This is a genomic window from Clavibacter quasicaliforniensis (assembly GCF_051201715.1).
GTDB lineage: Bacteria > Actinomycetota > Actinomycetes > Actinomycetales > Microbacteriaceae > Clavibacter > Clavibacter seminis.
Map to the genome: position 1 here is coordinate 2,232,423 of NZ_CP139624.1, position 14,750 is coordinate 2,247,172.

Sequence of the window (14,750 nt, forward strand, 5' to 3'; positions counted from 1 at the left end):
CCCGCGGTGCGCTCAGGCGTCGCGGTCGGATCCGTGCAGCGCGATCGCGCGGCGGATAGCCCCGCGCGCCCGGCGCCGGTCCCCGCTCGCGTCGTAGGCGAGTCCGAGTCGGAACCATGCGCGCCAGCTGGCCGGATCCTGCTCGACCTCGGCCTGGTACGCGGGGAAGGACGCGTCCGCTGCGTCGCGTATCGGCCGGCCGCTGGCGCGCGTCGGGAGGTCGTCGACGGGCAGGCCGCCCTCCTCCTCGAGGATCCGGGCCAGGCGCCCGCTGCGCACGCCGAACCACAGCTCCCGCACGAGCGCCCACGCGCCGACGAGCGACAGGATCAGCAGTCCGACGCTGATAGCGATGCCCGCCGGCTCACCGGAGATCACGAACAGCACGGCGCGCTGGGCGAGCACCACCAGGTACAGCGTCATGAGCACGGCCATGAGGCCGACGCCGATGCGCGTCCCCATCAGGCGCTCGTGACGGTGGCGGCCTGGCCGCTCGGCCCGCCGTCGTCCACGGGACCCGACGCCGCGTCGCCCGCCGCCTGCGCAGCGCGCTCGCGCGACCCGTCGAGGTCGATGAGGCGGTCGAGCCCGACCACCACGCCGCGCGCGGTGCGGGTCGCGCGGAGGGCCAGCAGGATGCCGGCCTCGTAGGCGCTCGGCGCGAGCGTGTCGTGGCTGATGGTGAGCACCTCGCCGTTGCCGCCGAACACGACGTCCTGCTTGGCGACGACGCCCTGCATGCGGAGGCTGTGGACCGGGATGCTCGCGACCTGCTGGCCGCGCGCCCGCTGATCCGTGTGCGGCGCCTGCACAGGCCCGCGTGCGCCGCGTGCCTGCGACATGAGCTCTGCGGTGCGGACGGCCGTGCCCGACGGGGAGTCGATCTTGGACGCGCCGTGCGCCTCGACGATCTCGATGGAGTCGTAGAAGCGGGCCGCCATCTGCGCGAACGAGGTCGCGAGCACGCTGCCGACGGAGAAGTTGGGGATGATGACGACGCCCACGGCGAGGTTGCCGGTGATCCGCCGCTCGAGCTCCGTGATCCGCTCGCCGGTCCAGCCGCTCGTGCCCACGAGGACGTTCATCCCGTGCGCGACCGCGTACTCGACGACGCCCTGGCTGACCGCCGGGAGCGTCACGTCGACCGCGATGTCGGCGCCGAGCATGTCCGACAGCTCGTCCTTCGAGTCGAGGCTGGCGACGAGCTCGAACTCGGTGCTCGCCTCGACGATCTGCGAGATCAGCTGGCCCATGCGTCCCGTTGCGCCGACGACGGCGACCGTGGTTGTCATCCGCCCAGCGTACCGGCGCGCTCCCCCGCCGACGCCGGGCGGCCGATGCGCCAGCGCGGCTAGTAGGGCTGCTGCTCCGGGAGGCCGGTGCGCAGCTCGACCGGCAGGTGGCCGAGGTCGTTGTGCACGACGAGCACGGGCGGCTTCGCGGATCGGACCCGGATGATGGTGAGGCCGCAGTTGGCCTGGTTGATGCCCATCCACCGCCACTCGGGCGCGTCGAACACGTGCCGCACGAACCAGGCGATGACGAAGTTGTGGGTGATGAGCAGGTCGTGCCGTTCCCCGCGGGCAGGAGCCAGGAACTCGCTCACCGCGTCGGCCATCTGGGCGCTCCCCGCGTCGATCTCCTCCTCGGTGATGCCGCCGAAGAACGACTCGAACGCGTGCGGCATGTCCGGCACCGGTCCCGAGGGGATGCAGTCGAACAGCAGCGACGACGGCTCCGGCTCGATGGCCGGCATGCGCTCCGCCATGATCGCGGCCGTCTCCTCGGCCCGCGCGAGCGGCGAATGACGCACCGACGTGAACGGGACGCCGCTCAGCCGGTCGGCGATGCAGTGGGCCTGGCGCTTGCCGCGGCCCGACAGCGGCCCGTCCGGCAGCCCGTGCTCGGCATCCTGCTGCTCGCCGTGGCGCACGAGGTAGATGTAGTGGGACACGGTTCCTCCTACAGGAGCGCGGGGGTCTCGAGCAGCGGGGCGAACGCGTCGGCGCCGACGGTCCCCACAGCGGCGATCGAGAGCGGTCGGGAGATCAGGTCGGACGCGAGGGCGCGGACGTCCTCGGCGGTGACGCGGGACAGGCGGACGAGCGTCTCGTCGAGGTCGACGTACTCGCCGGTGGTGATCTCCGACCGCCCGAGCCGCGACATGCGCGTGTCCGAGTCCTCGAGCGCGAGGGCGGACTGCCCCGAGAGCTGCCCGAACGCACGCGACAGCTCCTCCTCGGTGACGTGCTCCTCGGCGAGCTTCCGGAACTCCTCGACCATGAGGCGCGACACCTGCTCGGTCTTCGCGGCCGTGCATCCGGCGTAGAGGCCGAAGACGCCCGCGTCCGAGTAGGAGGCGCCGAACGAGTAGACGGAGTACGCGAGGCCGCGCTTCTCGCGCACCTCCTGGAACAGGCGCGAGGACATGCCGCCGCCGAGCACCGAGTTGAGCATGGCGAGGGCGGGCCGCCGGTCGTCGGACGCCGCGAGGCCGGGCACGCCGAGCAGGATGTTCGTCTGCTCGATGGGCCGGTCGACGACGACCAGGTCGCTGCCGCGGGTGATCACGGGCGTGGCGCCGGTGCGGCGTGCGACGGGGGCCGCCGCGACCGAGAGATCCCAGCCTGCGCGCTCGAGGCCGGTGGTGACGCGGGCGACGAGGGCGTCGTGGTCCACGGAGCCCGCCGCCGTGATGACGAGGTCCTGCGGGCGGTAGTTGCGCCGGTAGTGCGCGACGACGGCGTCGCGCTCGGCGGCCTCGATGTCCTCGGGGCTGCCGCCGATGGGACGGCCGAGCGGGTGATCCCCCAGCACGGCCTCGAAGAAGCGCTCGCTGACGACGTCGCCCGGGTCGTCGTCCGCCATGGCGAGCTCCTCGAGGATGACCCCGCGCTCGGTCTCGAACTCCTCCGCGTCGATGAGGCTCGAGGTGACCATGTCTGCCAGCACGTCCACGGCCATGCCGAGGTCGCGATCCTGCACCTTGGCGTAGTAGCAGGTGTACTCCTTGGCGGTGACGGCGTTGTGCTCGCCGCCGACCGCGTCGAAGGACACGGCGATGTCGAGGGCCGTGCGCGACGGGGTGCCCTTGAAGAGGAGGTGCTCCAGGAAGTGCGTGGATCCGAGGTCGCCCGGCTGCTCGTCGCGCGAGCCGACCGCGACCCACATGCCGATGGTCGCGCTACGGCTGCCGGGCACGTCCTCGCTGAGGATGCGCACGCCGGACGGCAGGACGGAGCGCCGGACACGGGCGCCGCCCGTCGACTGCACGGTGAGCTCGGGGAGGTCGAGGGGGAGTTCTACGGCGCGGGACATCAGCGTCACCCTACGCCACGGGCCCCGCAGCGACCCGGGCGCTGACCGGCACGCGACAGGCGGCTCACGGGCATCCGGGTCCCGCGTCCCGCTCCCCGCACGCACCCCCGACCAACACCGTCGACCCCTGCAGGACACGGATCGCGACAGGCCCGACCTGCACCGGGAGCGTGCCCGGGATCTGCTGCCAGGCACCCCCGTCGAACCGGTAGGCGGGCGAGTACGAGATCGTCAGGCTCACTTGCCTGTCACCGACGCTCGGATACACGTGGCTCGTGTCCGTCGGCGTGAAGTCCTGCTGCCCCAACGCCTTCCACGACGCACCAGGACCCACCACCGTCGTACTGGTCCCGTCGCCGTGATCCCACACGAACGACACCGGCACGAACCGCACCTGCGCCGGCCGACCCAGCAACACCCCGTCCACCACCTGCGGCGTCGCGTCGGTGAACAGGTTCACCGGCGCCCCCACGATCGCCCACCCGTTCGGCTGCGACCGGATCGACGCATCCCGCGGCACGAACTGCGCCACATCCGCCAACGACACCCCAGGAGCTGCGGCCACGACCGGCACCAGATCCGCCGGCTTGGTCGCTGCCTTCGCCGGCGGCAGGAACGCATGCTGCCCATCCGAACAGAGAGATCCACCCGACAGACGCGCACTCGGAGTGCACGGCACGTCCACATCCGCAGCCAACCGCCCCCGCGGCACCGGAGGTGGCGCCACGGGGCCTTGAGCTTCCGGTCGCGGTTTCTGCTCACCGCGATTCGACTGTCCCCCACCTGAGGACTCCGGTTGTTGGTCCTGCGCGCTAATGGAAACTCCTCCGTCGCCTATGAGACCGGAGGCGCACGGGCCGAAGGCACCGTACTTCGTGGAGCAGTCCTCACCTGATGCATGAGCGGCGGTGGCCGGCGCCGTCAAGATGCCGATGACCAGAAGCGGGGTGAGCGTCGCGACCGTCACCCGCATGCGTGGACATCCTCGTTCCGCACGATGTCGCTGATTCGCCAAAGTGAGTCTGGCGACTTGATCGCCTTCACCTGGAGCGAGCGGCGCGTGTCGTGCTGCGGAGTTATGTCGTTGCCGTTCGCGTCAAGGAGGCGCAGACCGCTGGTGTCGAGGCAGACCTGAGCCGTCATGTACTGAAGACCCGCTGGGTCCAGGCCTCGATCGGTGACTTGGAAGCCGGAAGCGATCTCCTTGCCGCTTTGTCGCTCCCCGGTTCGTCGTGCTTCGGCGAGCCCGTCCTTCTCGCTGTTGAGGACATTCCCCGTCAGGAGCTCATTCAAATCATCTTCTATGTCGGAGTTCGCATCGAGGTCGATATATCTCGTCATGACGTCCCTGAACGTCTGGTCATCCTGCTGCTCCTGCGTCAATGACGGTGTCGGCGCCGGAGCAGGATCCGCGGCGGGCGACGCCGTGCATCCGCTCAGCAGACCGCCGACGAGCACCACCGTGAGCCCGCCCACCACCGCTCCCCCTCGTCGTCGCAGCGGAATGCGCAGTCGGTCGTGCATGGTCGTCTCCCCCGGGCAGTGCGGAACCCGCACGAGAAAGCGGGCGCAGTAGCGCCGGGCGTCGCGGGTCCAGGAAAGGTAGCCGCCGGGACGCGGGCACGACCGCGGCCCTCCACATCGCGGGGGAGGGACGGCGGGCGCTGCACCCTGGGGACGACTACTCGGACGCGCGGTCGAGCCGGGCCACGTCGTGGCGCGAGAGCTGGACGTGGGCGGCCTGCACCAGGTCGTGCACCTGCTCCGGTCGGCTCGCGCTCGCGACCGGCGCGACGATGCCCGGCTTGGCGAGGAGCCAGGCCAGGGCGATCGTGGCGACGCTCGTCGAGTGGTGGTCGGCGATCTCGTCGAGGGCGGTGAGCACGCGGAGCCCCCGTCGGGTCAGGTACTTCGCGGCCCGAGCCCCGCGGGCGCCCTCGCGCACGGCGTCGCGGGTGCGGTACTTGCCCGTCAGGAACCCGTTTGCGAGAGCGAAGTAGGGCATCACCGCGAGCTGCTGGCCGCGGACGACGTCGAGGAACGCCGACTCGTAGGGCGCCCGGTTGACGAGGTTGTAGTGCGTCTGCAGGGCGACGAACCGCGGCGCGTCGTACAGGCCGCCCATGATCCGCGCGTGCAGCAGGCGCTCGGCCGCGTAGTTCGACGCCGCGAGGTGCCGGACCTTGCCCGACGCGATCAGTCGGCCGGCGGCGGCGAGGCTCTCCTCGAGCGGCACGTCGATGTCGTCCCAGTGGAAGTAGAGGAGGTCGATGAAGTCCGTGCCGAGCCGCGACAGGCTGGCGTCGACGGCGCGCTCGATGCGGGATCCACCGAGGCCGGGGAAGTCCTCGCTCTTGCCGATCTTGGTGGCGACGACCATGGAGTCGCGGTTGCGGCGCTCGCGCATCCACGAGCCGATCATGTGCTCGCTGCGGCCGCTCGCGTAGGAGTCGGCGGTGTCGATGAAGTTGCCGCCCGCCTCCTGGTACCTGTCGAGGATGGCGGATGCGTCCTCCGCGCCGGCGGTCCAGCCGAAGACGTTGCCGCCGAGCGCGAGCGGGAAGACGCGGAGGTCGGTGTCGCCGATGGCGCGGCGGCGGGCCGGCTGCGGGATGCTCCCGCCGGTGCGCAGGCCGGGCTCCGCGACGGAGGCCTCGAGGACGATGGCGCTGGCGGCCTGGACGGTGGTCTCGACGATTCCGCCGGGCCGGGTCGTCGCGCCGGTGGGGCGCGAGAGGCGCGGGACGAGCGATCCCCCGCGACGGCGGCGCGGCTGCGATCCGGGCATGACGTCGGAGGCGGAGGGAGGGGACGTCGTCACACCCCGAGGATACCGCCCAGCAGGCGAAAGGTTTGCGTACCAAGGGAATGCGCGCGCCGACGTTCGCCTCCGGGACATGGGCCGCCCAGCGACCGTCCGGGTGCGGGCGATCGAGACGGCGACACCGCCGGAAGGGGTGCCGCGATCCCCCGACCCCGGCACCCCTCGGCGGTCTGCATCCCCCGATGCGTCCCCCGGAGGCGGGCGATCACGTGGACCTGCCCGCATCGACAACGGTAGCCAGGGGCCCTCGTCGGGACCCAGACCCCTCTTCGGGGGCCTTGTCGCCGCGCGCTCGTCCCCGTGAGGTCCGGGGAGGCCTCTCCGCGGTCGGGGCGGGACGATCCCGGCCGCTGCACGTCCGGCCGTGCGAGGCTGGGGAGGTCAGCACCACCGAGAGGAACCCACGTGCCCAACGACCCGCTCCACCGCCTGCCGGACGCCGCCCCCTTCCACCTCACCAGCCCCGACTTCGCCGACGGGGCAGCGCTGCCCCAGTCCGCGCGCGGTGCCGGGCAGGGCGGCGAGGACCGGTCCCCCACCCTCACGTGGACGGGCGCGCCCGCCGCGACCCGCAGCTACGTGCTCACCGCGTACGACCCCGACGCCCCGACCGGCAGCGGGTTCTGGCACTGGGCGGTGCGCGGGATCCCCGCGTCCACCACGGCGCTGCCCGCCGGTGCCGGCGATCCGGGTTCAGGTCTCCTTCCCGAGGGCGCCGTGACCCTGCACAACGACGCGCGCGCGACGGGCTTCTTCGGGGCGACGCCGCCCGCGGGTCACGGCACGCACCGCTACTTCTTCACCGTCACCGCGCTCGACGTGGAGTCGCTGGACATCCCGGAGGGCGCGACCCCCGCGATGCTCGGCTTCCTGATGCTCCCCCACGTGATCGGGCGCGCCCAGCTCATGGGCACCGCGATCAACGTCGCGGACTGAGCGACCGGATCGAGGCGACGACGTGACCCACGGGGGCGGCCGGACGGCTTCGGGCGAGGGCGACGACGCCCGCGCCCGACGCCGGCGCCTCGTGCTGGTCCTCGCGGTGATCGCCGCCGTCCTCGTGATCGCCGGGGTCATCGCGGCGATCACGCTGTCGCGGGGCGACGGCGAGCAGGTGCCGTCCGTCCCGACCACCGGCGAGCCCGGCACCACGCCCGACGTCACGCCGTCGTCGCCGGCTCCCGACCCGACGCCTACGCCGGCTCCGGACGAGCCGGCGCCGACGCCCGCCCCGAGCCCGACCGCGGATCCCACCCCGTCACCGTCCCTCTCCGCGCCGCCCGCGCAGGACGTTCCGTACCCGACGGACCCGAACCACGGGAAGTAGCCCGCACACGACGGATGCCCGCCCCACCGAGGTGGGACGGGCATCCGGTTCGTTCGGGTGCTGCGGCGGGGACTATCCCTCCGCGGGCGCCTCGGAGCCGTGGCTGGCGGCGTCGCGGCCCTCCTGATCAGCGGCCTCCTCCAGGACGGGAGCGAGCGACAGCTTGCCGCGGTCGTCGATCTTGGTGATCTCCACCAGGATCTTCTGGCCGACGCCGAGCACGTCCTCGACGTTCTCGACGCGCTTGCCGCCGGCGAGCTTGCGGACCTCGCTGATGTGCAGCAGGCCGTCCTTGCCGGGGAGCAGCGAGACGAACGCGCCGAACGTCGCGATCTTGACGACGGTGCCGAGGAAGGACTCGCCGACCTCGGGGTTCGTCGGGTTCGCGATGGCGTTGACCTGCGCACGCGCGGCCTCTGCCGACGGGCCGTCGACGGCGCCGATGTAGACGGTGCCGTCCTCCTCGATGGAGATGTCGGCGCCGGTCTCGTCCTGGATCGCGTTGATCGTCTTGCCCTTGGGGCCGATGAGCTCGCCGATCTTGTCGACGGGGATGTTGACCGAGATCACGCGGGGCGCGGTCGGGGCCATCTCGTCGGGGCCGTCGATGGCCTGGTTCAGCACGCCGAGGATGGCCGTGCGGGCCTCCTTGGCCTGCTTGAGCGCGCCGTCGAGGACCGACGTGGGGATGCCGTCGAGCTTCGTGTCGAGCTGGATGGCCGTGACGAACTCCGACGTGCCGGCGACCTTGAAGTCCATGTCGCCGAGCGCGTCCTCCGCACCGAGGATGTCGGTGAGGGCCGCGTAGCGGACCTGGCCGTCGACGGTGTCGGACACGAGGCCCATGGCGATGCCGGCGACGGGCGCGCGCAGCGGCACACCCGCGTTCAGCAGCGACAGGGTCGAGGCGCAGACGGAGCCCATCGACGTGGAGCCGTTGGACCCGAGTGCCTCCGAGACCTGGCGGATCGCGTAGGGGAAGTCCTCGCGGCTCGGCAGGACGGGGACGAGCGCGCGCTCGGCGAGGAAGCCGTGCCCGATCTCGCGGCGCTTCGGCGACCCGACGCGACCGGTCTCGCCGGTGGAGTAGGGCGGGAAGTTGTAGTGGTGCAGGTAGCGCTTCTTCGTGATGGGGCTCAGCGAGTCGATCTGCTGCTCCATCTTCAGCATGTTCAGCGTGGTGACGCCCAGGATCTGGGTCTCGCCGCGCTGGAAGATGGCCGACCCGTGGACGCGCGGGATGACCTGCACCTCGGCGTCGAGCGGGCGGATGTCGGCCAGGCCGCGGCCGTCCATGCGGATGCCGTCGCGGAGGATCCGGCCGCGGACGACGGTCTTCGTGACGGACTTGTACGCCGCGGAGAACTCGGTGAGCGTCGACTGCGGCAGCTCGCCGGCCTCGACCTTGGCGGCCACGGCCTCCTTGGTGCGGGTCTTGAGTGCGTCGTCCGCGTCCTGGCGCTCGATCTTGTCGGCGATCTGGTACACGGTGCCCAGCTCGTCGAGGGCGAGCGCGCTGACGGCGTCGTAGGTCTCCTGCGCGTAGGGCAGGAAGACCGGGTAGTCGACCGTGGGCTTCGCGGCCTGCTGCGCGAGCGAGGCCTGCGCGGCGACGAGCTGGCGGATGAACGGCTTCGCGGCCTCGAGGCCCTGCGCGACGACGGCCTCGTCGGGCTTCGTGGCGCCGGCCTGGATCAGGTCCCAGGCACCCTCGGTGGCCTCGGCCTCGACCATCATGATCGCGACGTCCTCGTTGCCCGCGGAGTCGGTGACGACGCGGCCGGCGACGGTGATGTCGAAGACGGCCTCCTTGAGCTGCGAGTGCTTCGGGAAGGCGACCCACTGGTCGCCGATGAGCGCGAGGCGCACACCCGCGATGGGGCCGGAGAACGGGATGCCCGAGAGCATGGAGGAGGCGCTCGCCGCGTTGATGGCGAGGCTGTCGTAGAACTCGTCCGGCGCGATGCTGAGGACGGTGATGACGACCTGGACCTCGTTGCGGAGGCCGGTGATGAACGACGGGCGCAGCGGCCGGTCGATGAGGCGGCAGACGAGGATCGCCTCGGTGGAGGGACGGCCCTCGCGGCGGAAGAACGAGCCGGGGATCTTGCCCGCGGCGTAGCTGCGCTCCTCGACGTCGATGGTCAGGGGGAAGAAGTCGAAGTTGTCCTTCGGGTGCTTGCCCACCGAGGTGGCGGACAGCAGCATCGTGTCCTCGTCGAGGTACGCGGCGACCGCGCCCTGCGCCTGCTGCGCGAGGCGGCCGGCCTCGAATCGGACCGTGCGGGTTCCGTACTTGCCGTTGTCGAGGACTGCCTCGGCGAACTTGATCTCTGGACCTTCCATTGAGGTCTCTCTCCTTCGTGTTGCGCCTCTCGGCGACGCCCGTCGGGCGCTCGTCCTGCATCCCGTGTGGATGCGGACCTCCTACGACAGAGGAGGAGCGGGCGAGGCGACACCGCGGCGTCCGCCTGCTGCGGATCCCGGGTGCACGTGCGCGGCTGGTTCCGCTCGCCGGCCGGTGGCCGACGGCGGCGGGCGCATGTCTGGCCATCAGTGGGAATGCTCCGAGCGACTCGGAATACCACCACCAACGACCAGCTCCTGCCGGCCAGCTCCATCTGTCGTGATCGCATCGTGACGCTGGGCGTCCGCTGGATCACTTCGGCCATGGTAGCACCCGGCCCCTCGCGGGCCCGGGATGGCGGGCATCGCCGGGTGTCGGGCGGATGACGCACCCCTTAACGACGGACGGGCCGCCACCCCGGAGGGTGACGGCCCGTCTGCTTCGCAAGCAATGCGATCAGCGACGCGTGATGCGTGTCAGCGGCGGATGCCCAGGCGCGCGATCAGGGCGCGGTAGCGCTCGATGTCGACGTTGGACAGGTAGCCGAGGAGACGGCGACGCTGGCCGACCAGGAGGAGCAGGCCACGACGCGTGTGGTGGTCGTGCTTGTGCTCCTTGAGGTGCTCGGTGAGGCCCGTGATCCGCTTGGTGAGGAGCGCGATCTGCACCTCGGGGGATCCGGTGTCACCGGGGTGGGTCGCGTACTCGTCGATGATCGCCTTCTTGACGTCTGCTTCCAGAGCCATGTGATGATCCCCTCTCGTGTTCGTTGCGCGGCGCCCGTCACAGGATGTGCGAGCTCTCTTGATCCGCGGCCGTTCAGACGGCAACCGCACGAGCATACCAGAGGGGCGGGGCCGAGCCGGCGGGCGGAGGCGCCTGGCGCGGGGCGCCGTCGGTGGACTCGGCTAGCGTGGAAATCCACTCTAGAGAGACGACGCAGCGACACGTGAGCACCCCGCCCGAGACCTCCCCCATCCCGATCCCCGACGAGCGGCAGGTGCGCGGCAGCCACTTCGTCGACCTGTCGCCGCTGAAGGAGAGCCCGGCGTTCGCCCGGCTCTGGGCGGGCAACGCGATCGCGGGCATCGGCAGCCAGATGACCGTGGTGGCCATCGGGCTGCACGTCTACGAGCTGACGGGATCCACCGGGTCGGTCGCGCTCGTGGGGGTGCTGTCGCTCCTGCCGATGATCATCGCGGGGCTCTACGGCGGCATGCTCGCGGACGCGTTCGACCGGCGGAAGGTCGCGCTGATCGCGTCGTGCGTGGCGTGGGGGTCGACCATCCTGCTGGCGGCGCTCGCGTGGACGCACGCGGAGACGGTGTGGTCGCTGTACGCGCTGAGCATCCTCAACGCGGTCGCGGCGACGGTCATCGGGACGAGCCGGCAGGCGATCCTCCCCCGCATCCTCCCGCCGCACCTGCTGCCCGCGGCCAGCGCGCTGGGCGGGATCAGCCTGGGCGTCATGGTGACGGTCGGGCCGGCGCTCGCGGGCGTGCTCGTCGCGTCGGTCGGGTTCCAGTGGACCTACACGGTCGACGCGGTGCTCTTCCTCGCGGCCTTCACGGGCGTGCTCGCGCTGCCGCGGATCGCGCCGGAGGGCGAGGTGCAGCGGCCGGGGCTGGCGTCCATCAGGTACGGGCTCGGGTTCCTGAGGACCGCGCCGAACATCCGCATGTCGTTCATCGTCGACATCATCGCCATGACGTTCGGGCAGCCGCGCGTGCTGTTCCCGGCCGTCGGCGCGGTCGTGCTCGGCGGCGGGCCGGTGACCGTCGGTATCCTCACGGCGGCCGGCGCGGTCGGGAGCCTCGTGAGCAGCGTGCTGAGCGGATCCGTCGGCCGGGTCACACGCCACGGCCGGGCCATCCGCTGGGCCATCGTCGCGTACGGGCTCTCCACCGCGGGCTTCGGGGTCGTGCTGCTCCTCGCGTCGAAGCCGGGCGTGCTGCACGGGATCGGGTCGCGCATCGAGGACGCGAGCATCCCGGGCATCGTCGCGGCCTCCGTGCTGCTCGCGCTCACGGGCGCGGCCGACAACATCTCCTCGATCTTCCGCAACACCATGCTGCAGACCGCTGTGCCCGACAACATGCGCGGGCGGCTGCAGGGCATCTTCATCGTGGTGGTGACGGGCGGGCCGCGGCTCGGCGACGCGTACATCGGCATCGTCACGCTGTTCGCGTACCTGTGGGTGCCGTCGCTCGTGGGCGGGCTGCTGATCGCCGTGGTGGTGTGGATCCTGATCCGCGCGCTGCCGTCGTTCGAGCACTACGACTCCCGGAACCCGACGCCGTGACGCGGCGGAGGAGACGGCGGACGCCCGTGCTCGTGACGCTGGCGGCGCTCGCGATCGTGATCGTCGCGGGTCTCGTGCAGTGGCGCGGGGATCCGGGCGTCGGATCGGGCCCGGCCGCTGGCGGCACGTCGGGGCTCGGCGCGGAGCCGGGCTCCACCGGATCCGCGCGCCTCGCCCTCGACGGGCTCGAGGTGCGGGCCGAGGATCGCGTCGACGGCTACGACCGCGAGTCCTTCGCCTGGCGCACGGACGTCGACCGCAACGGCTGCGACACCCGCAACGACGTGCTGCGGCGCGACCTGGCCGACGCGGAGATCCGCGGCGGGACGCGCGGCTGCGTCGTGCAGGCGGGCGCGCTGGAGGACCCGTACTCGGGGGCACGGGTGTCGTTCGACCGGTCGCGCGACCCGGAGGCGGTGCAGATCGACCACGTCGTGTCGCTGTCGGACGCATGGTCGTCGGGCGCGTGGCGCTGGGACGCGGACTACCGCGCGGCCTTCGCGAACGATCCGCTGGAGCTGGTCGCCGCGTCCGCCGCGGAGAACAACGCGAAGTCCGACGCGACGGCCGACGCGTGGCTGCCGGATGACCCGGCCGACGCGTGCGCGCTCGTGGTGCGGCAGGTGTCCATCAAGGTGCGCACCGAGCTCAGCGTGACGCGGGCCGAGCACGACGCGATGGCGCGGGTGCTCGACGGGTGCGGCGACGTGCCGCTGCTGACCTCCGACGACGTGGGCTGGCCGTCGCCGGTGCGCTGACGCCCGGCATGCGGGAACGCGCGCACAGGGAGCCGTCACCTGGCCGGCCGATCCGATCGGGTGGCCGGTCCGAAGACACTGCAATGCGCCGGACCACCAGAGACGCGATGCACAACGGGTCCGGATGTCATGGGGAGAGCGGTCGCACGGACGGCGCATGGAGAGGGGTCTCGGCGCCGGGACCACGACCGCAGGGCCGGCCCGTCATCGGGTCGGCCCATCTCCCTGCCCTCGGGCGGTCGGGCTTCCGCGGCGTCAGGCCAGGAGGCCGAGCACGCCCATCCACGCCGTGCCGACGACGCCCCAGATCACGATGAGCACCACGGCCATCACGAAGCCGACGCGGAACCACTCCTTCGTCGTGACGTAGCCGGATCCGAAGACCACGCCGGACGGCCCCGACGCGTAGTGCGAGATGCCGCCGAAGAGGTTGCCGATGAAGCCGAGCACGAGCGCGGCGAACAGCGGCGGCGTGCCGGTCGCGACCGCAGCACCGAGGAAGACCGCGTACATCGCGACGATGTGGGCCGTGTTCGACGCGAACAGGTAGTGCGAGAAGAAGTACACGAGCGCGAGGACCGCGAAGGCCCACGGCCAGGGCAGGCCGCCGACGGATCCGGAGACGGCGCCGCCCACGAGGTCGATGACGCCGAGCGCGTCGAGCTGGTCGGCCATGCCCACGAGCACCGCGAAGAAGATGAGCGTCGACCACGCCGAGGCGTTCGCGGCGAGGTGCGACCACTTGAGGACGCCCGTCACGAGCAGCACCGCGATGCCGCCGAACGCCGCGGCGGTCGCGGGGATGCCGAGCAGGGATCCGCCGCACCAGAGCACGAGCAGCAGCACGAAGGTCGCGGCCATGATCCGCTCGTGACCCGACAGCGGGCCGAGCCCGCGCAGCTCCTCGCGTGCGTGGGCGGGGGCCTCGGGCGTGCGGGTGAGGGTCGGCGGGTACACGCGCGACATCGCCCACGGCACGACGACCAGGCTGAGCAGGCCGGGCACGAGCGCGGCGAGCGCCCAGCCGCCCCAGGTGACCTCGATGCCGAGGTCGGCCGCGGCCTTCTGCGCGACCGGGTTGCCGGCCATGGCCGTGACGAACATGGCGGAGGTGACGGTGTTGACCTGCACGCTCGTGAGCGCGAGGTAGGAGCCGAGGCGACGGCGGGAGGCGTCGGAGTCCGGGGTGGATCCCTGCACCCGGCTGAGCGACGCCACGATCGGGTAGACGACGCCGCCCGCCCGCGCGGTGTTCGACGGCGTCGCGGGGGCGAGCACGAGGTCGGTGAGCGCCATGCCGTACGCGAGGCCGAGGCTGGATCCGCCGAGCCGTGACACGAACGCGAGCGCGATGCGGCGGCCGAGGCCGGTGACGAGGAAGCCGTCGGCGATGAAGAACGACGCGACGATGAGCCAGATGGTGGGGTTCGCGAAGCCGACGAGCGCCTCGCCGTCGGTGGTCATGGTGCCGGTGAGCATCGCGACCGCGAGGCCGGTGAGCGCGACGGGCGCGGTCGGCAGCGGCTGGAGGATGAGCGCGAGGACCGTGCCGACGAAGATGCCGGCCATGTGCATCCCGCGGGGGTCGACCCCGGCGGGCGGCGGGACGAGCGCGATGCCGACCGCGACGGCCACGATGACGACGACCTGGATCGCGCGCGAGCGGCGGGCACGGCGGGCGGCGGCCGCGGCGTCGGCGGCATCAGCATCGGGGGCGGCGACGGACGCGACCCCGTCAGGCGCCGGATCCACCTCGTCCCGGGGCGCTCCACCGGGGCCGGGATCCGTCCCGGTGCCGGATGCGGACGAGGGGCCGGGGGATGCGGGATCAGGGGTCATGACCGGCCCATCATCCGCGCGTGCGAGGCCCGATG

The 14,750-nt window shown here is 72.0% G+C and carries 14 protein-coding genes; 4 read left to right on the plus strand and 10 right to left on the minus strand.

Features of this window, described 5'->3' with window-relative positions:
* Positions 1-12: 12 nt before the first annotated feature.
* The 7 genes from NL142_RS10645 to NL142_RS10675 form a co-directional block, all read right to left on the minus strand.
* On the minus strand, positions 13-462 hold the full coding sequence (locus tag NL142_RS10645) for a hypothetical protein (protein ID WP_435079379.1): 450 nt from the start codon (positions 460-462) through the stop codon (positions 13-15).
* Positions 462-1,292, minus strand: a complete 831-nt coding sequence (dapB, locus tag NL142_RS10650) for a 4-hydroxy-tetrahydrodipicolinate reductase (RefSeq protein WP_194684608.1) — start codon at positions 1,290-1,292, stop codon at positions 462-464. The genes NL142_RS10645 and dapB overlap by 1 nt, the downstream gene beginning before the upstream one ends.
* Before the next feature lie 59 nt (positions 1,293-1,351).
* Positions 1,352-1,954, minus strand: coding sequence for a histidine phosphatase family protein (locus tag NL142_RS10655; protein WP_012038728.1), 603 nt, complete (start codon positions 1,952-1,954; stop codon positions 1,352-1,354).
* Between the two features lie 8 nt (positions 1,955-1,962).
* A complete protein-coding gene (locus NL142_RS10660; protein WP_043582846.1) occupies positions 1,963-3,318 on the minus strand; it encodes a M16 family metallopeptidase in 1,356 nt (451 codons plus the stop codon).
* Between the two features lie 64 nt (positions 3,319-3,382).
* Complete coding sequence (locus NL142_RS10665) at positions 3,383-3,883, minus strand: hypothetical protein (RefSeq protein WP_435079382.1); 501 nt, start codon at positions 3,881-3,883, stop codon at positions 3,383-3,385.
* A gap of 398 nt (positions 3,884-4,281) precedes the next feature.
* A complete protein-coding gene (locus tag NL142_RS10670) occupies positions 4,282-4,842 on the minus strand; it encodes a hypothetical protein (protein WP_435079384.1) in 561 nt (186 codons plus the stop codon).
* A gap of 157 nt (positions 4,843-4,999) precedes the next feature.
* Entirely contained in the window at positions 5,000-6,139 is a 1,140-nt protein-coding gene (locus tag NL142_RS10675; protein ID WP_435079386.1) for an aldo/keto reductase, read from the minus strand.
* A gap of 408 nt (positions 6,140-6,547) precedes the next feature.
* On the opposite strand from NL142_RS10675, the gene NL142_RS10680 reads away from it, so the two are divergent.
* Complete coding sequence (locus tag NL142_RS10680) at positions 6,548-7,078, plus strand: YbhB/YbcL family Raf kinase inhibitor-like protein (RefSeq protein WP_160479234.1); 531 nt, start codon at positions 6,548-6,550, stop codon at positions 7,076-7,078.
* Between the two features lie 22 nt (positions 7,079-7,100).
* A complete protein-coding gene (locus NL142_RS10685) occupies positions 7,101-7,469 on the plus strand; it encodes a hypothetical protein (RefSeq protein ID WP_435079389.1) in 369 nt (122 codons plus the stop codon).
* Between the two features lie 72 nt (positions 7,470-7,541).
* Here the strand turns inward: NL142_RS10685 and NL142_RS10690 are convergent, their stop codons facing one another.
* Together NL142_RS10690 and rpsO are read right to left on the minus strand one after the other, a co-directional pair.
* Positions 7,542-9,815, minus strand: coding sequence for a polyribonucleotide nucleotidyltransferase (locus tag NL142_RS10690; RefSeq protein ID WP_435079391.1), 2,274 nt, complete (start codon positions 9,813-9,815; stop codon positions 7,542-7,544).
* Positions 9,816-10,292: 477 nt separating this feature from the next.
* On the minus strand, positions 10,293-10,562 hold the full coding sequence (gene rpsO, locus NL142_RS10695) for a 30S ribosomal protein S15 (RefSeq protein ID WP_012038735.1): 270 nt from the start codon (positions 10,560-10,562) through the stop codon (positions 10,293-10,295).
* A gap of 203 nt (positions 10,563-10,765) precedes the next feature.
* On the opposite strand from rpsO, the gene NL142_RS10700 reads away from it, so the two are divergent.
* Together NL142_RS10700 and NL142_RS10705 are read left to right on the plus strand one after the other, a co-directional pair.
* Entirely contained in the window at positions 10,766-12,118 is a 1,353-nt protein-coding gene (locus tag NL142_RS10700; RefSeq protein WP_435079394.1) for an MFS transporter, read from the plus strand.
* A 26-nt stretch (positions 12,119-12,144) separates the two neighbouring features.
* Complete coding sequence (locus tag NL142_RS10705) at positions 12,145-12,876, plus strand: HNH endonuclease family protein (protein WP_435079396.1); 732 nt, start codon at positions 12,145-12,147, stop codon at positions 12,874-12,876.
* A gap of 255 nt (positions 12,877-13,131) precedes the next feature.
* Here the strand turns inward: NL142_RS10705 and NL142_RS10710 are convergent, their stop codons facing one another.
* Entirely contained in the window at positions 13,132-14,715 is a 1,584-nt protein-coding gene (locus NL142_RS10710; RefSeq protein WP_435079398.1) for a DASS family sodium-coupled anion symporter, read from the minus strand.
* Positions 14,716-14,750: the final 35 nt, after the last annotated feature.

What these genes read in the sequence shown, in the direction of transcription:
- NL142_RS10645 (WP_435079379.1), bottom strand. Translation starts at nt 462, where the DNA reads ATGGGGACGCGCATCGGCGTCGGCCTCATGGCCGTGCTCATGACGCTG.
- NL142_RS10670 (WP_435079384.1), bottom strand. Translation starts at nt 4,842, where the DNA reads ATGCACGACCGACTGCGCATTCCGCTGCGACGACGAGGGGGAGCGGTG.
- rpsO (WP_012038735.1), bottom strand. Translation starts at nt 10,562, where the DNA reads ATGGCTCTGGAAGCAGACGTCAAGAAGGCGATCATCGACGAGTACGCG.
- NL142_RS10710 (WP_435079398.1), bottom strand. Translation starts at nt 14,715, where the DNA reads ATGACCCCTGATCCCGCATCCCCCGGCCCCTCGTCCGCATCCGGCACC.
- NL142_RS10690 (WP_435079391.1), bottom strand. Translation starts at nt 9,815, where the DNA reads ATGGAAGGTCCAGAGATCAAGTTCGCCGAGGCAGTCCTCGACAACGGC.
- NL142_RS10660 (WP_043582846.1), bottom strand. Translation starts at nt 3,318, where the DNA reads ATGTCCCGCGCCGTAGAACTCCCCCTCGACCTCCCCGAGCTCACCGTG.
- dapB (WP_194684608.1), bottom strand. Translation starts at nt 1,292, where the DNA reads ATGACAACCACGGTCGCCGTCGTCGGCGCAACGGGACGCATGGGCCAG.